General features: G+C 62.4%; 18 protein-coding genes and 2 pseudogenes. 11 read left to right on the top strand and 9 right to left on the bottom strand.

Translation table 11 applies throughout. The annotated features are described in order from the left end of the window. Positions 1-82: 82 nt before the first annotated feature. The 3 genes from IVA74_RS08890 to IVA74_RS08880 are packed head-to-tail and all read right to left on the bottom strand — an operon-like array spanning position 83 to position 4,064. Positions 83-1,426, bottom strand: a complete 1,344-nt coding sequence (locus IVA74_RS08890) for a cytochrome c (protein WP_247341770.1) — start codon at positions 1,424-1,426, stop codon at positions 83-85. Continuing rightward, positions 1,423-3,591 carry a xanthine dehydrogenase family protein molybdopterin-binding subunit gene (locus IVA74_RS08885; RefSeq protein ID WP_247341767.1) on the bottom strand — a complete coding sequence of 723 codons (2,169 nt, stop codon included), beginning with the start codon at positions 3,589-3,591 and terminating at the stop codon, positions 1,423-1,425. The genes IVA74_RS08890 and IVA74_RS08885 overlap by 4 nt, the downstream gene beginning before the upstream one ends. An 8-nt stretch (positions 3,592-3,599) precedes the next feature. Next, positions 3,600-4,064 carry a (2Fe-2S)-binding protein gene (locus IVA74_RS08880; protein ID WP_247341764.1) on the bottom strand — a complete coding sequence of 155 codons (465 nt, stop codon included), beginning with the start codon at positions 4,062-4,064 and terminating at the stop codon, positions 3,600-3,602. 294 nt (positions 4,065-4,358) lie between these two features. On the opposite strand from IVA74_RS08880, the gene IVA74_RS08875 reads away from it, so the two are divergent. Then, positions 4,359-4,517, top strand: coding sequence for a hypothetical protein (locus IVA74_RS08875; protein ID WP_247341761.1), 159 nt, complete (start codon positions 4,359-4,361; stop codon positions 4,515-4,517). 127 nt (positions 4,518-4,644) lie between these two features. On the opposite strand, the gene IVA74_RS08870 is transcribed toward IVA74_RS08875, so the two are convergent. Together IVA74_RS08870 and IVA74_RS08865 are read right to left on the bottom strand one after the other, a co-directional pair. Beyond that, the gene (locus IVA74_RS08870; RefSeq protein ID WP_247341759.1) at positions 4,645-6,069 is read right to left on the bottom strand and encodes a methyl-accepting chemotaxis protein; all 1,425 of its coding nucleotides are present in this window, start codon (positions 6,067-6,069) and stop codon (positions 4,645-4,647) included. A 109-nt stretch (positions 6,070-6,178) separates the two neighbouring features. Further along, positions 6,179-7,924, bottom strand: a complete 1,746-nt coding sequence (locus tag IVA74_RS08865; protein ID WP_247341756.1) for a methyl-accepting chemotaxis protein — start codon at positions 7,922-7,924, stop codon at positions 6,179-6,181. Between the two features lie 205 nt (positions 7,925-8,129). Here IVA74_RS08865 and IVA74_RS08860 point away from each other — a divergent pair, with 205 nt between their 5' ends. The 6 genes and pseudogenes from IVA74_RS08860 to IVA74_RS08835 form a co-directional block, all read left to right on the top strand. Continuing rightward, positions 8,130-8,876: a YebC/PmpR family DNA-binding transcriptional regulator gene (locus tag IVA74_RS08860; protein ID WP_247341753.1), complete on the top strand. Its 747-nt coding sequence runs from the start codon at positions 8,130-8,132 to the stop codon at positions 8,874-8,876. A gap of 70 nt (positions 8,877-8,946) precedes the next feature. Next, positions 8,947-9,474 (top strand): crossover junction endodeoxyribonuclease RuvC, encoded by a 528-nt coding sequence (gene ruvC, locus IVA74_RS08855; protein ID WP_247341750.1) that lies wholly within the window; start codon positions 8,947-8,949, stop codon positions 9,472-9,474. Continuing rightward, positions 9,471-10,088, top strand: a complete 618-nt coding sequence (ruvA, locus tag IVA74_RS08850) for a Holliday junction branch migration protein RuvA (protein ID WP_247341748.1) — start codon at positions 9,471-9,473, stop codon at positions 10,086-10,088. Before ruvC ends, ruvA begins: the two co-directional genes overlap by 4 nt. Then, positions 10,085-11,143 carry a Holliday junction branch migration DNA helicase RuvB gene (gene ruvB / locus IVA74_RS08845; protein ID WP_247341745.1) on the top strand — a complete coding sequence of 353 codons (1,059 nt, stop codon included), beginning with the start codon at positions 10,085-10,087 and terminating at the stop codon, positions 11,141-11,143. The genes ruvA and ruvB overlap by 4 nt, the downstream gene beginning before the upstream one ends. 129 nt (positions 11,144-11,272) lie before the next feature. Further along, entirely contained in the window at positions 11,273-12,193 is a 921-nt protein-coding gene (locus IVA74_RS08840) for a metallophosphoesterase (RefSeq protein WP_247341740.1), read from the top strand. A 66-nt stretch (positions 12,194-12,259) separates the two neighbouring features. Next, positions 12,260-12,340: pseudogene (locus IVA74_RS08835) on the top strand (acyl-CoA thioester hydrolase); the annotation flags it as partial. Here IVA74_RS08835 and IVA74_RS08830 read toward each other — a convergent pair. Both IVA74_RS08830 and queD read right to left on the bottom strand, forming a co-directional pair. Then, a complete protein-coding gene (locus IVA74_RS08830; RefSeq protein ID WP_018454587.1) occupies positions 12,322-14,025 on the bottom strand; it encodes a recombinase family protein in 1,704 nt (567 codons plus the stop codon). The pseudogene IVA74_RS08835 and the gene IVA74_RS08830 sit on opposite strands and share 19 nt — an antisense overlap. 1,802 nt (positions 14,026-15,827) lie before the next feature. Then, entirely contained in the window at positions 15,828-16,190 is a 363-nt protein-coding gene (queD, locus tag IVA74_RS08825; protein WP_018454585.1) for a 6-carboxytetrahydropterin synthase QueD, read from the bottom strand. A gap of 785 nt (positions 16,191-16,975) precedes the next feature. On the opposite strand from queD, the gene IVA74_RS08820 reads away from it, so the two are divergent. Further along, the gene (locus tag IVA74_RS08820; protein ID WP_247341737.1) at positions 16,976-18,403 is read left to right on the top strand and encodes an MATE family efflux transporter; all 1,428 of its coding nucleotides are present in this window, start codon (positions 16,976-16,978) and stop codon (positions 18,401-18,403) included. Positions 18,404-19,029: 626 nt separating this feature from the next. Further along, positions 19,030-19,281, top strand: a complete 252-nt coding sequence (locus IVA74_RS08815; protein WP_247341855.1) for a hypothetical protein — start codon at positions 19,030-19,032, stop codon at positions 19,279-19,281. Positions 19,282-20,141: 860 nt separating this feature from the next. Here IVA74_RS08815 and IVA74_RS41115 read toward each other — a convergent pair. Then, positions 20,142-20,219: pseudogene (locus IVA74_RS41115) on the bottom strand (IS3 family transposase); the annotation flags it as partial. A gap of 426 nt (positions 20,220-20,645) precedes the next feature. On the opposite strand from IVA74_RS41115, the gene IVA74_RS08810 reads away from it, so the two are divergent. Further along, positions 20,646-20,816, top strand: coding sequence for a hypothetical protein (locus tag IVA74_RS08810; RefSeq protein WP_247293539.1), 171 nt, complete (start codon positions 20,646-20,648; stop codon positions 20,814-20,816). Next, a complete protein-coding gene (locus tag IVA74_RS08805; protein ID WP_247341735.1) occupies positions 20,806-22,875 on the top strand; it encodes a recombinase family protein in 2,070 nt (689 codons plus the stop codon). The genes IVA74_RS08810 and IVA74_RS08805 overlap by 11 nt, the downstream gene beginning before the upstream one ends. On the opposite strand, the gene IVA74_RS08800 is transcribed toward IVA74_RS08805, so the two are convergent. After that, positions 22,845-22,998 (bottom strand): IS3 family transposase (locus IVA74_RS08800; protein WP_247341852.1); only part of this gene is annotated, 154 nt, incomplete at its 5' end. The two genes, IVA74_RS08805 and IVA74_RS08800, sit on opposite strands and share 31 nt — an antisense overlap.

Below are 22,998 nucleotides of genomic sequence, written 5' to 3'. Positions count from 1 at the left end.
GAGTTTTCGCCAAACTACGGCCTGTGGTTATGGGTCCCGGCCTTCGCCGGGACGACCCTGGAGAGTGATGCGCTGACCGTACCTATTCCGCCGTCTGCTCCCGCAACTCCGCGACATCCTTCGCCGTCAGCTTCGAGCCCTTCGTGCCGAACCGTGCCGTAACGTAATTCGCCACCGCCGCGATCTCGTCGTCGCTATACGCGTTGCCGAACGCGGGCATCGACAGCGCGCCGTCCGGGGTGTGGCGCTTGGTGCCTGACAGCACGATCTGCGCGACGTTGGTGGCGGCGGGATCGTTGACGGCCCAGGTGCCGGTCAGCGTTGCCATCGGCGAGACCGGGCTTTCGCCGCTCCAGCCATGGCAACTGGCGCAGGCGCTGGCGAACATTTGCTTGCCGCGCGCGTCCGCCGTGACACCGTCCTTGTGCGAGGCGGGCGCGACGGGCGCCGTGGTTGCGGGCAGGTCGGGCGAGGGCACCGGCGGCACGCTGCGCAAGTAAGCAACAACGGCGCGGATGTCTTCGGGGGCGAACTGGCTAAAGCTGTGATCGACCGCTTCACCCATCGGCCCCGACGCCGAGCCGTGACCCGGCGCATGGCCGACGGAAAGATAGGAGATCAAATCCTCGTCGCGCCAGTTGCCGAGACCGGTGGCCTTGTCGGAGGTGATGTTGAAGGCGCGCCAGCCAGCCGTGATCGCGCCTGCAAATTTCTTGCGGTTGTCCAGCGCGAAGCCGAGATTGCGCGGGGTGTGGCACTCACCGCAATGCGCGAGCGCCTCCGCGAGATACGCACCCCTGTTCCACTCCGGGCTCTTGGAGGTGTCGGGCGCAAAGCGCGTGTCCGGATTGAACACGGCTGACCAGAAGATCATGGCCCAGCGCTGGTTGAACGGGAACGAAAGCGTATTCTCCGGCGGCTTCGCGCGCACCGCCGGCAGGCTGAACAGATACGCCTTCACCGCCAGCACGTCCTCGTCGGTCATGGTGGTGTAGGACGTGTACGGCATCGCCGGATAGAGCCGGGCGCCGTCATGGCGCTTGCCGCGCTGGACCGCGTTGAGAAAATCCTGGTCGCTGTAATTGCCGATGCCGGTGTCCTTGTCCGGCGTGATGTTGGTGGAATAGAGCGTGCCGAACGGCAGCTTGAAGCCGAGCCCGCCGGAATAGTCCTTCTCGCCGGGCTTGGAGTGGCAGACCATGCAGTCGGCCGCCTTCGCAAGATATTCGCCGCGCTCAACCAGGCTGGCCTTCTCGAGCTTCGCCGGCACGCCGGTCGGCTTGCCGGCACGGTAGTCCGCCAGCGCCACCTTGGGGCCGCCCGCGAAGTCGAGCGGGCCGGGCCCGCGGATGATCCAGACGCCAAGCGCCACCACGACAATGGCGATCACGACCAGGCTCGTGAGGATACGCATCTTGCCGCTCATGCCTTTTTCCCCGCAGCCAGCAGTTTCCGGTCGATCGGCAGGCGCCGCAGCGCGATGCCGGTTGCCGCGTAAATGGCGTTGCGCAGCGCGGGCGGTCCGGCGTTGACGCCGGCCTCACCGATGCCGCCGGGCGCCTCGCCGCTCTTGACCACGATGACCTCGATTTTCGGTGTCTCGTTGATGCGCATCATGCGGTAGTCGTGGAAGTTCGACTGCTGCACGCGGCCTTTCTCGATGGTGATCTCGCCGTAGAGCGCGGCTGTGAGGCCGAACACCAGGCCGCCCTCGATCTGCGCTTTCACCGTGTCGGGATTGACCGCGATGCCGGTGTCGACCACCGAAATGATGCGGCGTAGCCTGATCTCGCCGATATCGTCGATCTCCGCTTCCACCACGGTCGCAATGAAGCTTGCGAACGACGGCTGCACGCAAACGCCGCGGCCGACGCGCGGTGGCAGTGGTTGCCCCCAGCCCGATTTTTCAGCGACGTGGTTGAGTACCGCAAGCATGCGCGGGTTCTTGGTCAGCATGGACCTTCGGAATTCAATCGGATCCTTGCCGGCCTTGCGCGCGAGCTCATCCATCGCGCATTCGACCGCGAACACGTTGTTGTTCGGGCCGACGCCGCGCCAGAAACCAGTCGGCACCGACAGCGGTTCGGCGCGGACATATTCAACATGGAAGTTGGCGAAGTCGTACGGCGTATCGATCGCCGCGTCGACGGCGTCTATGTCGACCCCCTTCTGGAACGCCGGCGGAAACCAGCGTGCCATTACCGAGGAGCCCGCGACCTTGTACTTCCAGGCCGCGACCTTGCCGTCGACCAGCGACGCGGTGATCTGGTCGCGATAGACCGGGCGGTAGACGTCGTGCTGGATGTCCTCCTCGCGGGTCCACACCACCTTCACGGGGTAGTCGACCTGCTTGGCGATCTTGACCGCCGCGATCACCATGTCCGGCTCGAGCTTGCGGCCGAAGCCGCCGCCGAGCAGATGATTGTTGACGATCACCTTGTCGATAGGAAGGCCCGCGGCCTTCGCCGCTTCGGACTGCACGCGCGTCATGATCTGCGTGCCGGTCCATATCTCGCAAGAGTCTGGCTTGACGTGGACGGTGGCGTTGATCGGCTCCATCGAGGCGTGCGCCAGGAACGGCAACTCGTAGGCCGCCTCGAACTTGTCGCCGCTCGCGAGCGCTTTGACGATATCGCCGTCGGACTTCGCGACCGCACCGTCCTTCTCGCTGGCCTTGCGCAGATCCTCCCAGATGTCCTTGGTGGTGATTTTGGCGTTCGGGCCCTCGTTCCACTCGATCTGGAGCGCTTCGAGGCCCTTCTTCGCCGCCCACATATGATCGCCGATCACGGCGACCATGTCGTCGAGCACGACGACCTTGCGCACGCCGGGGAGTTTGACCGCGGCGCTGTCGTCGACCTTGCCGACCTTGCCGCCGAACACGGGGCAGGCAGCGACGGTTGCGAACTTCATGCCGGGCAGGATCGCGTCAATGCCGTAGACGGCCTTGCCGTTGACCTTGTCAGGCGTGTCGAGCCGCTTCAGGGGCTGGCCGATGATAACGAAGTCCTTGGGGTCCTTGACCGCGACATCCTTCGGCGGCGTCTGGCTCTGCGCGGCGAGCGCCACCGCGCCATAGCCGAGCTTGCGGCCGCTCGCGGCATGCGCGACCTCGCCCTTCGCGGCCGAGCAGCTTGCGGGCTCGACACCCCATTGGCTGGCTGCGGCCTGCACCAGCATCGCGCGCGCGGTGGCGCCGGCCTTGCGCAGCGGCGTCCACCAGGCACGGATCGAGTTGGAGTTGCCGGTCGCCTGCAGGCCGAAAGCCGGATTGCCGTAGAGCTTGTCGTTCGGCGGCGCGTGCTGGACCTCGACCTTGCTCCAGTCGGCGTCGAGCTCTTCGGCGAGCACTGCCGAGATCGAGGTGTAAGTGCCCTGGCCCATCTCGACCTGCGGCATGATCAGGATCGTGCGGCCGGTCTCGTCGATGCGAATGAAGGCGTTCGGTGCGAACTTGCCGTCGGTCGTGTCAACCGGCTGCACCGGCTCGTTGACGGCGGCGCGCAGCGGCAGATGGAAGGCGAGCAGGAAACCGGTGGCGAGACCGCCAGTTAGCAGCGAGCGGCGGGAGACGCTGTTGTCTGTGATCATGGCGGACCTCACGACTGCCGGCCGGAGGCGGCCTGCTTGATGGCCTCGCGGATGCGCACATAGGTGCCGCAGCGGCAGATGTTGCCGGCCATCGCAGCGTCGATGTCGGAATCGTCCGGATGGGACGTTGCCGCCAGCAGCGCGGCGGCCGCCATGATCTGGCCGGACTGGCAGTAGCCGCACTGGATCACTTCGAGATCGAGCCAGGCCTTCTGCACCTTCGCGCCCGACGGCGTGCTGCCGACATGCTCGATCGTGGTGATGGCGCGGTTCTCGACTGCGCTGACCGGCAATACGCAGGAGCGCACCGCCTTGCCGTCGACGTGCACGGTGCAGGCGCCGCACTGCGCGATGCCGCAGCCGAATTTGGTGCCGGTCATTCCGAGGACGTCGCGCAGCACCCACAGCAACGGCATTTCAGGTGGCGCGTCAAACGATTTCGTTTCGCCGTTGATGGTGAGAACAGTTGCCATATGCATCCCCTTGCTCGCTCGATCGCTTGCGGCGATCTAGTCAGCGAATTTGCGCGCGACAATAATCATATCGATGCGAAACGATGAAGCGTCGACATTTCCGGCAATGCATATTTGCGCAACGAGCGCGTCAGGCCATGACGTTCACGAATTTGTGCGGCGGTCGCTGCAGTGATTTTGGGCTAATTGATATGATAAGCGTCATTTTCTGACGCGTTTTCGTCGCGTGCGTCATCGATCGCCGCAGATGATCGTGCAAATGCGCAAAATCATGCGATGACGAAAGTCGTGCGATTGTGGAAGTCGACCGACGGCGAGCACGGTGCAGTTCTGACGCGATCGATCGCAACGGCCAGCCGCCGGATCAACGATGCGATAGCCAACATGCGCGATGATGCCATCGTGCGCCTGTTTTGCCCGACGGCGCAACGACTTCACCAGGCGGGCGCCTAACCCACGGTTTCGTCAGGCGCTTAAGCCATTGATTCCGCTCGCCCCGGCTACTGTGCATGGGGTTGTTTTCGAGGTTTTGATTGAGGGACGCCATAGCGCCGTCGCGGCAGGCGCGTCGCGACGACCGTCAGCCCTGCCGAAAGCCCATCCGGAAGGCGCCCCAGTGCTTGCCGCGGATCATGATCGGTGAGGACAGATCCTTCATCAGCACGAACTGCCCGCCGCCCATGTCGCGGCGATAGGTCTGGAGCAGGAACGGCTTGGTGTTGGCCGCGACCTTCTGCACCGCGCGATCGGTGAACAGGCGGCGGTTGCGGCAATTGGCGTTATTCCAGACCGGGTCCTTGCCCTGCGGCAGGCGATAGTTCGGGTTGTGCGTCGGCAGATAGCCGCCCTTGGCCCAGGCGACGCAGAACACGATCCGGGAATCGGATTTCTGGATCGGATCCTGGATCGCGGGCAGCAGGCGGTCGGTGAACTCGACATAATTGGTGTTGTACTGCTTGGGATCGGTGCCGGAGATTTCCCGGTAGTTCTCGTCCATGAACCGATCGAGCGTCATCTCGCCGCGGTCGATTGCGGCTTCGAATTCATCCGAGATCCGCTTTGCGGTCTCGACGACGACGCGGATCAGCGGCGCATCCGATGTCTCGACGCCGCTGTCGGCGATCAGTGCGATCAGGCCTTCGGACGTGTCGAGCAGTTTGGTCACGCGCTGATCGGCGTTCTTGAGATCGCGCGAGGACAGGTCAACGCCCTTGGCAAGCTCGTTGAGCTCGCTGATGACGGTGTCGCAGTGTCCGAGATTGGAGGTCGCCGCGCGCGTGACGCTGCCGATTTCCGCTTCCACGGAGGCGAAGCCCTGCTGGACCCGCGAGATGATGCCGGAGATCTGCTGGGCGCCTTCGCCGGCGGTCTTTGCGCGCTGCGAGGCGTCGCTGCTCTCCCCGATCAGGCCTTCGATCTGGCCGTCGAGATCACGCACGGTCTCGGAGATCTGGTGCGTGGCCTGGCGGGTAGCTTCCGCGAGGTTCTTCACCTCGCTTGCGACCACCGCGAAGCCGCGGCCGGCATTGCCGGCGCGTGCCGCCTCGATGGTGGCGTTGAGCGCGAGCAAATTGGTCTGCTTCGCGATCGCCTCGATCGAGCCGGACACCTTTGCGACTTGTGCCAGCGCGGAGCCGACCGCGCTGAGCCGCGCCTCGATGCGTTCGACGGCTGCGACGAGCTCGGAAATGTGGTTGACCGCAGTGTCGACGGCATTGCGCGACTGCGCGATCTCGCCGACCGCCGCTGACGTGGTCGTTTGCACCGCCTGTGACGCATTGGCGATGTCGTGGTTGGCCGACACCATCGTCTCGGCGGTTTCCTGGAGGTGATGGAACCGATCCGACTGGTTCGCGACGCGGTGTGCGACTTCCTGGACGTTGCCGGCAATGTCGGCGAGTTCCACGCCGAGGCCGCCGATGCGGTCCGCGAGCTGATCGATCAGCCGTTCGGCAAGCGTTCGGTTGGAGCCGGTGTCCAGTACTGCAAATTGTACGACGGACATGTCTTGAGAGTCCTCCAGTCAGAGCCGTTCGCCGGCTCTCCGCGGCATTCCCATTCCAATTTCGATCTTAAGAGGTGATTCGCGCTTTGATGTCTTGCCTGGGCGCGCACTAGAGCTTGTAGGCCGTCCTGAATCCGCCCCAGTGCCGGCCCTGCACGCGGATCGGGACGTCGATCTCGCGCATCATCACCGTATTTCCGTTGCCCATGTCGCGCGCATAGCTCTGGACCAGATACGAGCGCAGGTTGTGCGCGGCGGCCAACCCCGCCGGATCGTTGAAGATCCGCCGGTTGCGGCTGTTGACGGTGTTCCAGGCGGCATCGCCCGGCCGCTGCGGATGCGAATAGATCCTGTTGTGCACCGGCAGGAAGCCGTTGCGATCGACCATGGCGCAGAACGCCATGCGCTGGTCCTTCGCCAGAAAGGCTTCCTGGAACGGCGGCAACGCGCGGTCGGCCCAGTCCAGATATCTGGTGCGGTATTGCTGCGGATCGGTTCCGGCAATTTCGGCATAATCGGTATCGAAGAGGTCGTGGATCCCGACATCGCCGCGTGCAACCGCCTGCTCGAAGATTGCGGTCAGCGCGTTACCCGCCTCCATGGCGCGGGTGACGAACTCCGTGTTTTCTTCGTGGATCGACCAGAGCCGGTCCTCGATCTTCTCGTTGAGCGCGGCGTTGGGAGCAACGAATTGCGCGCGGGCGCCGGCCTTGGATTGCTCGACCACGCGCAGGCGGCAGGCCCCGACGTCCTCGAGAGTACCTTCAATCATTGCTTGCGGTGCAAGGCGGCCCGCGTCCGCGCCGCCGATCAGCACGCCGTCCATCGATAGCTCGTAGACCGGCAGCACCCCGCGGGCGGTTTCGATCTTGAGATGGCAGGGCAGCCGCTCGGTCTTGCGGCGGTCGTCATGCTCGCTCTGGCGGAGCAGCACGGCGCAACGCGATTTCAGTTTCTGTGCGAAGGCGGTCACGGCCTTGCCGGCGCTGGCGACGTTCTCGCCGTGGGTCTCGGCCGCCTTGGTCGCAGCGTCGATCTCGGCCGCGCTTTCGCCGACCGAGACGATGAACTCCGACGCACTTGTCGCGTTGCCCGAGACTTCGCTGGTGGTGGCGTTCTGTTCGGCGACCGCGCCGTTGACGGTCTCGAATACCGGGCGGATCGCCTCGATCGCCTGCGAGATGCGGTGCACCGCATCCGCGGAGCCGGCGGCGTCGCGTTGGAGCGCGTCGATCTTCCTGGTGATCTCCTCCGTGGCACCCTGGGTCTGCACCGCGAGTGCCTTGACCTCGGTGGCGACGACCGCAAAGCCTTTTCCCGCATCACCCGCACGCGCAGCCTCGATGGTCGAGTTGAGAGCGAGCAGCGTCGTCTGCCGCGCGATCTGTGCGATCAGATTGACCACGTTGCCGATGGCGGCCGAGGACTCGAGCAAGCGATCGACATTGGCGCGGGCTTCCTGCGCCGCGGCGCTGGCCTCGTCGGCGAGCTTGCCGGCTTCGCGAACCTGCGCGCCGATTCCGTGTGCGGACTGGGTGAATTTGTCGGCGGCATGGGCGAAGGTCGAGGCGTTCGATTGCGCGGCGTTGGTCCGGCCTGTCAGGGCGTCGGTGCGGTCGCGGATGGCGGCAAGCGTCGTGGCGGTCGCCTCGGCGCCGCCGGCCACCGAATTGGCGGCGCGCTCGAGCTGGCGAATCATCGCTCCCAGCTCGAGTTCCAGCAGTTCCAGGATTTCCTTGGCGGAATCGCCCTCAACGGCCGGAGCGGGCTCGGAATTGACCGGCTGCGCAGCCTGCGGGGTTGCCGCAGGCGGAGCCATGTCCGGCAGACGCTTCCGAAATAGTCCGAACACCATCAGGTCTCTCTTATCGGGGAACGGTCGGACGCTATTTTCGCAGGCTGGAATGAAATCAGGGTTAACGATGCCTGACATCTAGGCAGGGGCCACTACGCTATTACCTTAAAGTCGTAGAGCCTCTTTCATTCCAGTGGGGTGGCGGCCTATAAGGCCGCGCTTCCCACGCTTATCTTGGCGCACGACTCCCTAGAGAAGATCACGCATGGCCGGACATTCCCAATTCAAGAACATCATGCACCGCAAGGGGCGGCAGGATGCCCAGAAGTCGAAACTATTCGGCAAGCTGGCGCGGGAAATCACCGTCGCGGCCAAGCTGGGGACGCCAGACCCCAACATGAACCCGCGCCTGCGTGCGGCCATCATCGCGGCGCGCCAGGAGAACATGCCGAAGGACAATATCGAGCGCGCCGTCAAGAAGGCGCTCGGCAATGACGGCGAGCATTATGACGAGATCCGCTATGAGGGTTACGGCCCCGGCGGCGTCGCCGTCGTCGTGGAGGCGCTGACCGACAACCGCAACCGTGCCGCTTCCGACATCCGCTCCTTCTTCACCAAGTCCGGCGGCAATCTCGGCGAGACCGGCTCGGTGTCCTTCATGTTCGACCGCACTGGCATCATCGAATACGACCGCAGCGTCGCCTCCGACGATGCGGTGCTGGATGCCGCCATCGAAGCCGGCGCCGACGACGTGATATCGAGCGAAGGCGGTCACGAGATTTACGCCTCGACCGAAGGCTATCGCGACGTCGCCAAGGCGCTCGAAGCCAAGTTCGGCGAGCCGCGCAAGGCGGCGCTGATCTGGAAGCCGCAGAACACGATCGCGGTGGACGACGAGACCGGCGAGAAGCTGATCAAGCTGATGGATTTGCTCAACGAGCATGACGACGTCCAGCACGTCTACGCCAATTTCGAGGTGTCGGACGCGCTGCTGGCGAAGATGGGCGGGTAGGGCCCACTTCCCCTGTTACTTCCGTTCTGTTTCTGTTTCCCCCGCGGCAGCCAGCCGCTATCACTGGCCCATGACTGCGCTCCCGATTCGCGTCCCCGTTCGCATCATCGGCATCGACCCCGGCCTGCGCCGCACCGGCTGGGGCGTGATCGAGGCCGAGGGCAACCGCCTGATTTACGTCGCCTGCGGCTCGGTGGAACCGCCGGACGATTTGCCGCTCGCAAGCCGGTTGCTCGCGATCCATGAAGGGCTCGCCGCGATCTTGTCCGTTCACAAGCCGATGGAAGCGGCGGTCGAACAGACTTTCATCAACAAGGACGGCGCTGCGACACTGAAGCTTGGTCAGGCCCGCGGCGTTGCCATGCTGGCGCCCGCAATATTCGGCATCAGCGTTGCCGAATACGCGCCGAACCAGGTGAAAAAGACGGTGGTCGGCGCCGGCCATGCCGACAAGCACCAGATCGCGATGATGCTCAAGATCTTGCTGCCCAAGTCCGATCCGCCGTCCGCGGACGCCGCCGACGCGCTCGCCATCGCCATCACCCACGCCCATCATCGCACGAGCACGGCGCTCAGGCTGAAGGTGGTGGGGTTATGATCGGCAAGCTCAAGGGCCTGATCGATTCCTACGGCGAGGATTTCGTCATTCTCGATGTCGGCGGTGTCGGTTATCAGGTGCATTGCTCGTCGCGCACGCTGCAGCATCTGCCGTCGCAGGGCGAGGCCGCCGTGCTGTCGATCGAAACCTATGTCCGCGAGGACCTGATCAAACTGTTCGGCTTCCGCAGCGACCACGAGCGCGAATGGTTTCGCCTGCTCCAGACCGTGCAGGGCGTCGGCGCCAAGGTCGCGCTTGCCGTGCTCGGCACGCTGCAGCCTTCCGACCTCGCCAACGCGATCGCGTTGCGCGATAAGACCGCGGTGGCGCGCACGCCCGGCGTCGGCCCCAAGGTCGCCGAGCGCATCGTCACCGAACTGAAAGACAAGGCGCCGGCCTTCGCAACTATTGACCCAGCCGTGGTGCATCTTGCCGGTGCCGTCGACGACCGGCGCGCGCCGCGCCCCGTCGCAGACGCGATCTCCGCGCTGGTCAATCTCGGCTACGGCCAGCCGCAGGCGGCGGCGGCGATTGCATCGGCATCGCGCAGCGCCGGCGAGAGCGCCGAGACCGCGCAGCTCATCCGGCTAGGCCTGAAGGAGCTGTCGAAGTGAGCGACCCGAAGGCCAACCGCATGGTCACGCCCGAGCGCCGCAGCGATGATGTCGGCGATACCGCGCTGCGCCCGCAATCGCTGTCTGACTTCGTCGGCCAGCAGCAGGCGCGCAAGAACCTCTCGATCTTCATCGAGGCGGCACGCAAGCGCGGCGAGGCGCTGGATCATGTGCTGTTCGTCGGCCCGCCCGGCCTCGGCAAGACCACGCTGGCACAGATCGTGGCCAAGGAGCTCGGCGTCGGCTTTCGCGCGACGTCGGGCCCGGTGATCGCCAAGGCCGGCGATCTCGCAGCACTCCTCACCAATCTCGAAGAGCGCGATGTGCTCTTCATCGACGAGATCCACCGCCTGAGCCCGGCGGTGGAAGAGGTGCTCTATCCCGCGATGGAGGACTTTCAGCTCGACCTGATCATCGGCGAAGGCCCGGCGGCGCGCTCGGTGAAGATCGAACTGTCGAAATTCACCCTTGTCGGCGCCACCACGCGCGCCGGCCTTCTAACCAATCCCTTGCGCGACCGCTTCGGCATTCCGATCCGGTTGAATTTCTACACGATCGAAGAGCTCGAGAGCATCGTCACCCGTGGTGCGCGCGTGCTCAAGGTCGGCATGAGCGCGGATGGCGCCAACGAGATCGCGCGCCGCGCCCGCGGCACGCCGCGCATCGCCGGCCGGCTGTTGCGCCGCGTACGCGATTTCGCCTCGGCGGCCGATGCCGACAGGATCGATCGCAAGATTGCCGACCACGCGCTGAGCGCGCTCGAGGTCGACGCCGCGGGCCTCGACGCCATGGACCGCCGCTACCTCACGACCATCGCGCAGAACTATGGCGGCGGCCCGGTCGGCGTGGAGACGATGGCAGCCGCTCTGTCCGAGCCGCGCGATGCGATCGAAGACATCATCGAGCCCTATCTGATCCAGTGCGGCTATCTGCAGCGCACCCCGCGCGGCCGCCTGCTCACTTCGCACGCCTTCCGCCATCTCGGCATCAGCGAGCCCTCGCGCGATGCGGCGGCACAGTTCGGCCTGTTCGGCACCGACGAAAGCGACGACTGACCTGCGCAAGTGCTGAGTGCTCGGGCCATCATGAATTTCCGGTAATCTCGTGCAGAGGGTCTGCACAAACGCACCCCATTTTCGCTCCAATCGGATCGCATCAAGAAGCTGCATCACGATCGGGCTTCCATGATCACGCGTCGTCACCTCATCCGTTCCATCGGTGGTCTGTCCGCCCTCGGCCTCTCGACCGCTGCCTATGGCTTTGCCGTCGAACCGGTGGTGCGACTTAGCGTCACCCGCTATCATCCAACCCCGCGGCAATGGCCTGCGGATTTTCCGCTGAAGATCGCCGTGATCGCCGACATCCATGCCTGCGATCCCTGGATGTCGCTGGAGCGGATCGAGGCCATCGTCGATCGCACCAACGCCCTGAACGCGGATATTATCGTGCTGCTCGGCGACTATGTCGCCGGTCTGCACCAGGTCACGCGCATCATTCCGGCGAGCGAATGGGCCAAGGTACTGGCCGGCCTCAGGGCGCCGCTCGGCGTCCATGCCGTCATGGGCAATCATGACTATTGGGCCGACAGGACCGTGCAGCAGGCCGGGCAGGGGCCGACGGTCGCGCATCGCGCGTTGGAGGCGGCCGGCATTCCCGTCTACGAGAACGACGCCGTGCGGATCACCAAGGACGGCCGCGCGTTCTGGCTCGCGGGGCTGGGCGATCAACTCGCTTTTCTGCCGGCGCGACGCTTCCGGAGCACGGGACACTTCGGCGCCGACGATCTCGCCGCGACGCTTGCCAAGGTCACCGACGACGCGCCGATCATCCTGCTCGCGCATGAGCCTAACGTCGCGCTGCGCGTGCCCGCCCGCGTCGCGTTGCAACTGTCCGGCCACACCCATGGCGGCCAGGTCCGTCTGCTCGGCTGGTCGCCGGCCGTTCCGCCGCAGCATGGCCTCCGGCTCGCCTATGGTCATGTCCGGCTGAAATGCGACGTCATCATCTCCGGCGGCCTCGGTTGCAGCATCCTGCCGCTCCGCGTCGGCGTGCCGCCTGAGATCGTCGAGGTGACGCTGGGCCGGACGGGCGCGGTTGTGTCCTAGCCGCGCTTGCGTGTCCGGCCGTTTTTGCGCAAAACGGGCCTCTATCTGAAACAAGAGGCTCGCGACGTGACAGCTCATCTCGACGGCGAGATCCGCGACGGCCGCCATCATATGCAGGTCCGGGTCTATTACGAGGACACGGATTTCCCTGACTTGCCATTGTCGTAGTAGGCAAACGTGCTGATTTCTCGCGCCTTGCTGCGGTTTTCTGGGAAAAGGTTCTTGCCGTAAAGCGCGGAGCTGTTCAGGTAGGGCGTATATTCGTAGGGCATCCGCTTGCGAACCGGATGCACTACTATGCATTCGATCAAGTTGCGGAAGGCTACGCGAGTTTCGATCGCCTTCGGATTGGCCTTGAGCGCGGTGACCAGTCTTCTAACCTCCGAACGGTATCGGTCACCGAATTTCGGGTGATCGAAGCCAATGACATTTTCGCCGCCAGCGCCCAGCAGCCGCAAGCGCTCTTCAACGCTTTCCCGCTCCAGGTCGCACTCATCGATGCGCTTGAGCAACTCGTCCGGCTTCCGGCGGCTATTTGCGATGGCATATGACAGGCGTTCCATCTCGGTAGTCAACACGCGGCGTCGCCGCTCTAGCTTAGAGTGTTCGCTGCCCTTGTTCCGATCGTTTTTGCGCTCCTCCTTCCAGGCACACATCGCCTCTTCAATGGCTTTCGGCGAAAGCAATTTCAGTTGGATTTTGTCGGAGGCATCCTCGAGCAGAACGTCCATGTCGAAGCTACGGGTGTGCTCGCACGTGCCCCGCTGATGCGCGCTCGCGCATGCCGCGCGCGGTGCACCGTTACGCGAGGATTGAGCGATTCGCATGTGGCCATTGCAGACGCCGCACCGGAGCACACCGGCAAGCGGGTGCTCGTTGTTGCGCGGGATCACGGCGCGACGCCGCGGCTTGCCAGTCGGTCCGAACATAGATACGGCGCGCGCGCTACGAACCTCATGCGCTCGATTCCAGAGCGCTTGCGGCACGATCCGTAGCTCCGGCTTCTTAACTATGATGTGGCGCTCTTCTGGATTGCGGCGCTTCTGTTTCTTCTGGGTCTCCGGGTTGAGAATTGTCGAGCGAACGTTCCAATGTATCTCGCCTATATATAGATCGTTGCCGATAATACCGCGACCATGCCGGCCGCCTGTAATGCACTGGTGATTCCAGGTGGTACGATCAGCCTTGTTCTTGTGACGAGTTGCCCCTGGTGAGGGCACGCCTTCGCGGGTGAGATCAGCGGCGATAGTTCGGGTCGAGCGGCCCGCTGCATATTCGCTGAAGATGCGGAGCACAATCTTTGCTTCGTTGTCATCGATCACGCGTTCGCCCGGCGCGCCCGGCCTCGGTCGATAACCATAGGCGCATGAGCCAGGAATTCTTCCGTTGGCAACAGCGTTGTCATGGCCGCGCCGAACCTTTTCGGCGAGCTGCGGCTTGTAAATCGTGTTGTAGAGACTTGCGATGCTGATGTCAGTGGCGGTCGCATAGACCCCCTTCTGATCCATCAGCTCAACGCCGTTGAACTCGAAAACCTGCTTGAGACGCTGGATGGTTGCGGGATCGCGCGACAAGCGGTCGAAATGCTCAACCACGACTACGTCAAAGTCCCGGTTTCTCACACCGTTGAGTAAACGCTGATAGCCGTCCCGCGCACCTTCGGTAAGACCAGATTTTGCGGCATCGACAAACTCGCCGATGACATCGAGGTCGTTGCGCAATGCGACCTTCCGGCAGAGCAATAGCTGACCATCAATCGAGGTCGCCTTTTGCATGTCGCTGGAATAACGGGCGTATAGTACGGCCGTTTTCTTCGATGACGCTGTCGTCATGTCGGTCCTTTATCGGCTGCCCCGAGCCGTGATTTTCATCCCGTGCGACCTGACGTCCGATAGCGCGCGCCAACTCAAACCAGATTTCCTCATTGTCCGGATTATCCCAGCTCTGAGGATGTGAGGGGGCGAGCGGTCGAATGATCGCTCGTTGTCTTCGGAGAGATCGGGTGCGGGTACGCATTTGCAAACTCGCGAGCAGAAGCTAGCCTAAATTTCTGCGCTGCGCTACAGCCAAGCCGCAGCGATTACTCGCAACGCTTCTCGCATGCTGACTTCGGCAGCGTCGAATGAAAATGAAATTGTTGAAGTGCCGCGGCGCGCGTGAGGGCATTCCTAGCGATGAGGCGCGTAGTCGAGAGCAGATACGCTAAGCAAAGCGGAGTAAAAATACTTGCGGGTGACGGCGACGAAGTCCGTGGCTGCGTGAGCTGTGCCTAGCGGACCCGTTCTCGGTTCATGAGGCTTCTCGTACAGTCGTACAGATGTGTAGTGGCCGGCGCGGAGCGCCGGCTCGTCCATCAACCGCTGGCGGACGGATTGTCGCGCACAGCCCAGACGCCGTGGTTCGACCCAAGGAACCGTCGCTGGTTGGGGCTTTCTTATTCCGTTGGTTCGATGACCCTTGCGTCGAGCCTCCAAGAGCAAGCACTCGCGTGTGGGTGAGCTCCGCAAGCGCGCGTCGAAAAAGCACTGTCAGAAAAACGCTTACTTCTGACAGAGTCCTCCCGTTCCGGCATCCAAGCAGTTCAAAACTGAACTCGCTTCAGCTCCCGTCCGGCGTCTGGATCCCCGCGGATTTCCTCCCTGTCGGCTGGCGAGACACCGTCGATGATGCTCCGTGGCGCCTCACCAGCGCTGGCGATATACGCGACCCGCTGGCCTGTGGTGGGAAGAGCACGCCGAGTCTGCCGTCTCGGCCAAGATCGGGTTGGACAGGATACCTTCGCCGTTTTCCACGAGGAATCAGCCAGCCCGCAACGGGAATCGCGGCTCCGTCGAGGCATTAGGATGGCCGCCTCGGTGCGTCGGAGTGGTGTAATTATGTTTTGTCCTATTTTATTGAACGTCTTCGCGTTTATGCGTCCATGTTTTGTGGGAACGGAGACCACGATGCCAAAGCATCAGACCTCGCTTGAAAAGATCGAGCGCAAGAAGGATGACGCTGTCTTCCTAGTGTGTGAGTTCACCAAGCTCGGCGGTGAAGATCAGGCCTTGCGCGCGCTTCGCACCCCTCTGGGCAAGGGCCGTCTTGTACGGCTCGGCCACGCCCCATGGCCGTGCCAGTCCCTCGAGGCTGACGCCGGATGGCTTCACCGGCGCGGCGCGTCAAGCGCTCGACGAGCGTGGCGTGGAAGGGGAACCTACCGAAGCCGAAAGTGCCCTATGATGAGGGCCTTCTCGACTCAGATTCCCGTCAAACCCGGTCGTCCCTCAAGGCCGCCTCTCGCGTAAAGGTCCTGATCATCATCCATGCAGGCACATACACCAGGTCGTCGCGGGAGGCATAAATCGGCTCAACCCGGGCAATTGGTCCGGCGGGCTTCGGAGGCCTACGGCTGCCGCATTTGCTGATGAAGGCGGCGGCTCATGGCGCTGTCGATGGCTGCCTCGCGCTCCTTGAGATCCTAGCCTTGCAGGGCGCCGTCGTCTGACCTCCCGCGAGATCCAAAGGGCCTCCCGTGAGCGAGGGAATCTGCCCGCGGATCGGGCCGATGAGGAGCCGAAGCGCAGATCGTCGGTTTCGGAGCCGAAGAAGGACAGGCGCGCCGCATCAATACAGCCCAAAATGAGCGCGGAATTCAGCGATCGGGCCCCTCATATTCGGCCCAACAATCTGTCGTCTCGTACACCCTCACGCTCGAGAGTTGCGCAAGGCGCGGTTTCGCGTGCTGCCAGATCCAGATGGCGATATTTTCCGCCGTCGGATTTTCGAGTCCCGGGACTTCGTTCAGGCAATGGTGATCGAGCTTCTTTAGAAGAAGACCGAACGCTTCTTCCATGCTGAAGAAATCCATTACGAACCCGGTGTGCGGATCGACGGGCCCGTTCAGCACGACCTCGACGCGATAGGAATGACCGTGCGTCCGATGACAGCGATGTGTCTGCGGGACGGTTGGAAGTCGGTGCGCTGCCTCGAACTTAAATACCTGGGATATCTTCATCTGATGCCGGGATGTTTGTGACATTGCACGCTGATTCGCCATTTCCGATGAGTCAGGCGTTGCGCGGCGGCCTGCCGCATGTGGTCGACGGCGCCAGGGCCGTCTGTGGGCCGAAGCAGAAATCGTCCGAGCCCTCTCATCGAACCGCCGGCACACGGCTGCGGCTACACGAATTTTGAGTTCGTGTCCGCGAGCGATGGCCAGTGCGGCGCGATTTGCTGCCGCAAACCCAGTTACCACGCCGGCCGGGACCAGCAGCCTGCCGTTCGTCTCGATCGCGACAAGGAACCCGAGATCATGGAGCGCTTGCACGACATCGTCGCCGAACCTAACACTGGTTCTGGGCACGTTCATTGCGTGTGCCATGCAGACGATGGAGCGTCTACTACAAGATCCGGTAGATGCCAAAGCCAAGTTGAGGCTCTAGGGTCCGGCCGCGTTCCCCCGCCGATCATCATCGAGGAAAAACGCAACGGATGAGAAGTCAACAAAGGGCAGAACGGCACAATATGACTGGCAGAACCTAGGTGGCTACGCACGGACACCTCAATCAGGATCCTCGTTGTTCTACTTAAGAGCCGCAGAAGCCTGCGATTGGCGGGAGGCGTATGCCTAGGGAAAATCGACCAAGGCAAAAATCAGCTTGTGAAACGTCAAACGGGTCCACCCGATCACGACGATCGATCGGCGCAGATAAACTTATGTACCGCTGTGCAAGAGCGGATCGGAAAAGCTTGCGCTGAGTGCGCGATCAGCGAATTTGGAAAGTAGCGACACGTTCATGCATGAATGAGCCGGATACGGAATTCGCGCTCGAGAGCGAGCCAAGTTTGATGCCACAGAAGAAACAGCACATCGATCTATCGGACCCGAATCTCTCGAGCCTTATCCTGCGGCTCGCCATTCCATCTGTTGTTGGGTTATCGATCCATGCTTTACAGCAGGTCGTCAATGCGATCTTTGTTGGCGCACTTGGCGCGCAGGCGACCGCAGCTGTGAGCATGACCTTGCCGATCATGGTCCTGCTCGCGGCAGCCGCACAGGGAATCGGTGTTGGAACGGCGTCCTTCATATCTCGTCATCTGGGCGCTCGTGAGTACCTAGAGGCGAGTCGAGGCGCAAGTACAGCTCTCGCGCTCACCGCTCCGATTGGCATCATAGTTACCGTCGCTCTGCTTCCTAGTCTGCCAGCGATATTCGCAATCCTCGGAGCGACTCCAACCATCATGCCCGTGGCGCTCGACTACGCGGGAACGCTTTTGTTCGGGAACACCCTGATGCTTCTAAACATCGTTAGCGGGTTCATTGTCAGAGCCGAAGGCGATACGCGATTCAGCATGTGGGCGATGCTTACCGCGTTTCTACTGAACGCTGTGCTTGACCCTGTCTTCATATTCTTGTTTGACCTTGGCGTGCGTGGCGCAGCCCTCGCAACGCTGGTATCGCAGATCGCCGCTATTGGACTTTATATTGCGTATTTTGCGAAGCTTGGCGGGACAGTTCTCGTCAGGATATCTCACATATCATTGCGAGCAGATCGCATCAGACAGCTCGCGTTGGTGGGCGCGCCAGCGACAATGACGAGTATCTTATCGGCTCTTGCGGTTATGCTCTTGTACGGAGCTGCCGCACCGTTCGGCGATGATTCCATCGCTGCAGTTGGAATAGCTGTGCGAATCTTGATGGTCGGCGCACTGCCTATCACCGGGTTCTGCATAGGCGCTCAAGCTATCCTGGGTTTCGGTTGGGGCGCACGCGACTATGTTCGTATTCTGAAGGCTGCGAAGTTCATGCTCTTCGTGACGGTCGCATTCTCCATCGCGTATTCTGCGGCCGTTGTTGTTTTTGCAAGGCCTTTGGTGAGTCTATTTAGCGATAACGAGAATGTCACGGAAATAGCCGTCTCGTCCTGCATCGTGTTCCATCTCTTCTTTGGGCTGTTTGGGGTTCAGAGTTTCGTGACGGCAATGCTTCAGGCGTTTGGGAGAGCACGCCTCAGTGCAATTGTGGCCCTGGCGAGGCAGGGCTATCTCTTCATACCGGCCGTACTGTTATTCCCGGTGGTTGCGGGTTTCGATGGGCTGTTAGCCAGTCAAGCAATCGCTGAGCTGGGCGCCGGAATGATCGCTCTGTTCGTCATGTTCCATCAGTTCGGTGAGCTCAGACGAGCGCTCCGGCACCGTGGCTCAAGAGCGATCGGGATAGCGGGTTGACCTTAGAATGGATGTCATCGAACCCAGAGCATTGGGCGCAAGCCTCCCGAGAAGCTCGCGGCAAGACCGGCTGCCAGTGGGCACGGATTTTGCGGGCTCGCGGGCGTGCGATCCGCGCGGTCCTTCCTCCAGCCGTGCTCCTCGCACTCGCGGATCGCACCGGCTCGCCTAGCGGACGGATCGGGCAGTTCGGCGAGCGATAGCCGATGTGCTCCCGCTCGCCAGGCGGGGTGGCAAGGGCTCTACGCGCGGTCGAAAGGCTCGGCTTTAGCAGAGTGGGTGGTTTCTGCGCTTATGCAGGTTTGTCTCTTAACCCGCGTCTTTGGAGCTGACTTGAATGCCGCCGCTTTGGGTCGACACTTCGCAGGACGCTCTTGAATTTTCGCCTGCCACGATTTGCTGTTGGGCCGTCGTGGCCGCCTCGGTCAATCTCGCTTTCATCGCATTGGTGATATTTCTGGCGTGACCGCGAGACGCAATCTTGCTGATTGGACTAGTTGTCTCACCCGCGTCTGAAACGCGCAACACGCCCCAGGGAGCTCGGTGCTCTGAAGCACAAGCATTCCGACGTTTCATATCCAGGCTCAGGAGCTATCGTGACTGTCTGCACTGGGCAAGTGTTTGAGATGGCCGTAAAGCAATTCGAACTGATCGCGAATTATCCCGAGGATACCAGACGACCTAAGAACCCGCCTGCTGATGCCGAAGGAATCTGTCACGGTATTGTTCAAGGCTTTGGAGATGTCGGTTCGATCACCCCACTCGAGCTACACAATATGCGAGCGAAAGTGATCGGAGTCAGAGATCACACGGGCGCGCTTTATCGACCTCGGCGCTCGATATACCACAGCTGGTCGGACATGCTGCCTCCTAGGTAGCCTGGATGGCCACTCCAGCGAGCTTGCTCTAGACCCAGGCGAGCTGCTGACGATCCCGTGTGACGTGCTTGTTCCGGCTGCCCGGAACGGGGCATCGACCGCGAAATAGCCAGTAGCAAGGCCATCAGGAGCAGATCTTTCTCATCCCCATATTCTCCGCAACTCGGGCGGTGTCGTGGTCAGCTACTTTGAATGGGGTGCAGGGCTTCCAACGACTATTCTGGGAGGAGGAGGAAGTCACGAGTAGGGAGTATCAACTTTGGATCGTGCTTTCGAGCGCGTCTTGGCGCGAAGCAAACGTGAAAACAATCGCACGGCAGCCATCGCGATAGGTGTCGAGCGCGTTCGTGGAGCAAAAGAAACACGCGGACGGTTTCCCCATTAGTGTGATCTCGCTGAATGTCTTTGTTATCCAGTTCGATATGCCGGGCCGATGACGGACCGGAGTTTCTGCACCGTAGGCCTAGGTGGGTCACCGCCGAAGTTCACGGCGGCGGCCCCTTCTTTACTAGTGAATGAGTGCGTGCGTCTTACGAACCGCCCGTCGATCAGAATTGAACCTTGTTTTCACCCGTCACACTTCGCGAATCGTCCTACAAAGGCAAATGCGGAGCTTGTTGAAGTTACCGATTTCAGCCTGGCGCCGCTTCCACGTTTCCATCAGCTGCTCGACAGTATCTCACTATTATTTGGCGGCGGAATCCAACGTAAATCCGGGCGGGCCACGCCGGTAATGACTTCCAGCTTCGAAAACGCCTAGGACGGTTCAAGGTACTTCTGCCAGGGAAACGCGTACGGCTTCAGGATGCTCGTCCAGCAGGGCTGGTGTCTGAGCTGCACCCGGTTCTGTTGACACCGGCTTAAGCTAATCCGACCTTCCGTTCGAACTCCATAGGGCTCAGATATCCGATCGTCGAATGCCTTCGCTTCGGATTGTACAACGACGTTTGAGAACGCCCACAGGACCGTTCTTCGCGAGGTTCTTTATCGGCATCATCCTTGGTTTGGGCGCCGAGTTTGCGTTCATGGGGCCATCGACAAGGCCGACGATGTCGTTTTTCGCTGCACCCTGGACGGATCGCAAGCAGACCGTTGGCTGGAAGTTCCCGCATGGATGTTCGACCGGACGGCATGCCATGACGCCGGGTTTCTGACAGCTCAGCCGCTTGTTAGGATCGATGCACTTGCGGCGCTTTCTGCGCTTCTCGATGTAGCGTTGAAGGATCGAACGCCATCAGCTGCCCCGCTTTCTGGCGCATCCAGAGGCTCTCACGGCCAGAATCGGGGAGCGACTCATGTCAAGCCAGACGGCAATGCCAGGGAGCGGATACCGACACAATCAACGACCGCGGCCGCAGCCGCAGATGGATCTGTTCGGGAGCGGCCTGTCGAACGGCGCCATCGGCGCGCCGGCATGGTCGGAGCTGCCGGCGGAAGCGCAGGCGGCCCTTATGAGTCTGATGACGCAGTTGATCCTCGACCATGCTGCGACGACGGCGACGCCGCGCGCGAAGGAGGTCGGTCATGATTTCTGACAAGGTCAGGCCTCATCATCTCGAGCGCAAGGCGCTTCTTTACGTGCGTCAATCCTCAGCGCATCAGGTGTTGCACAATCGCGAGAGCAGTGCGTTGCAGTACGCCATGCGGGACCGGCTGACGGCGCTCGGGTGGTCAGAGATTGAAGTGATCGATGATGATCTCGGTCGTTCAGCCGCCGGCGGGGTACAACGCGCCGGTTTCGAGCGGATGGTAGCGGAGGTTTGCCTCGGTAAGGTTGGCGCGGTTTGCGCCCGCGAGGTCTCGCGCTTCGCTCGCAACAGCCGGGATTGGCAGCAACTCATCGAGATGTGTCGTGTGGACGATACCGTCCTGGTCGATCAGGAGACGATCTATGCACCGAGGCACGGTAACGACCGCCTGCTGCTCGGGCTCAAGGGCAGCCTCAACGAGTACGAGCTGGATCTGTTGCGTCAGCGCTCGCTCTCGGCCCGCTACGAGAAGGCGCGCCGGGGCGAGTTGGTTGTGGTGGCGCCCGTCGGCTTCGTGAAGGCCGGGGACCGTTATGAGAAGGATCCGGATCGGCGTGTCCAGGAAGCGATCAAGCTGGTGTTCGACAAGGTCGAGGAACTGGGCAGCGCGCGACAGGCGCTCTGCTGGCTTCACGAGTACAATCTCGATCTGCCGGTGAAGGAGACCAACGGCGATACGGCCTGGCGGCGACCGAGCTACTCCGCCATCCACCGGATCATTGAGAACCCGGTCTACGGCGGCGCCTATGCCTATGGTAAGACGGCTGTGGCGGCGGGATACAGCGCCGCAGGCGTGAGCGTGAAGATCCGCCGCAAGGCGCGGAACGAATGGCTGGCGCTGAAGCCCAACACCCACGAAGGGTATGTGAGCTGGGAGAGGTTCGAGGCGATCCGCACGATGGTCAGCAGCAACATTCCCACCGGTCGGCATCACGGCGCGCCCAAGCATGGTGACGGGCTGCTGGCCGGCCTGATCCGGTGCAAGCGCTGCGGCCGCAAGCTCACGCTCCGGTACTCCGGCATGAAGCACCATATCCCGCGCTACAGCTGCAGCCGCGCCTGGATGGACAATGGTGGCCCTCACTGCATCGGCTTCGGCGGACTGCGCGTCGATGATGCAGTCGAGGAAGCGCTGCTTGGCGTCGTCGGTCCGGGCGCTATCGCCGCTGCAACCGCGGCCGCCAAGGAAGCCAGGGAACGGCGGGATCAGGTGCGCGATGCTCTCAGTCGCGACCTCGAAGCGGCGCGCTATGCCGCCGACCGGGCCTTCCGGCAGTACGATGCCGCTGACCCCGCGAACCGGCTGGTGGCGGGCGAGCTTGAAGCGCGCTGGAACAGGGCGCTCGCTCACGCGGCGGAGGTCGAGGGCAAGATCGCAATGCATGAGGCGGCGACGCCCGCCCCCATTGCCGATCCAGCTTCGCTCGGCGTTCTAGCCTCGAACCTCAAAGCGGTCTGGGATGCGCCGACGACGGATGCTCGCCTCAAGAAGCGCGTTGTGCGCACCCTCATCCATGAGGTCGTGGCCGATATCGACGATGCGGCCTCCGAGATCGTCCTCATCGTTCACTGGGTCGGCGGCGTTCACAGCGAGATACGCCTGCCCAAACGCCGGCGCGGGCAGCGTAACAGCACCTCCGCCAACATCATCGAGGCTGTGCGCCGACTGGTGCTGATCGCCAGCGACGATCTGATCGCCGGCCTCCTCAACCGCAACGGCCTCGAGACCGGTAACGGCAATCGCTGGACCCGCGAGCGTGTTACCTCGCTGCGCTCGAACTATCGCATCCCGGTGTTCAAGCCCGCCGAGGACGGCATCGAGCACTGGCTAAACCTCAGCAACGCCGCCAAGCTCCTGAAGATCGCGCCCAAGACGCTCCGGCTGGCCGCTGAAGCCGGTGAAATCGAAGCCATCCATCCCTTATCTGATGGCCCTTGGATCTTCGCCCGCGCCGCACTCACAACATCCGCTGCACAAGCCATTGCCGAACGGGCGCGGCTGAACCCAAAATACCCCACGGGATCGAATCCCAATCAGCAAAGTCTTTTCTCTTCAACAACATAGACAGATGGGTGTTCTGATGCGCGGTTGTAGAAGCGCTCGATGTAGTCGAACACGTCGGCCTTGGCCTCGTTGCGTGACCGGTACACTTTGCGCGCTGTTCGCTCGGTCTTCAAGGACGAGAAG

This window comes from Bradyrhizobium sp. 132 (assembly GCF_023074185.1).
Taxonomy (GTDB): domain Bacteria; phylum Pseudomonadota; class Alphaproteobacteria; order Rhizobiales; family Xanthobacteraceae; genus Bradyrhizobium.
The sequence above is the reverse complement of the archived record's forward strand: the minus strand, read 5'-3'. Positions and strand labels throughout refer to the sequence as shown.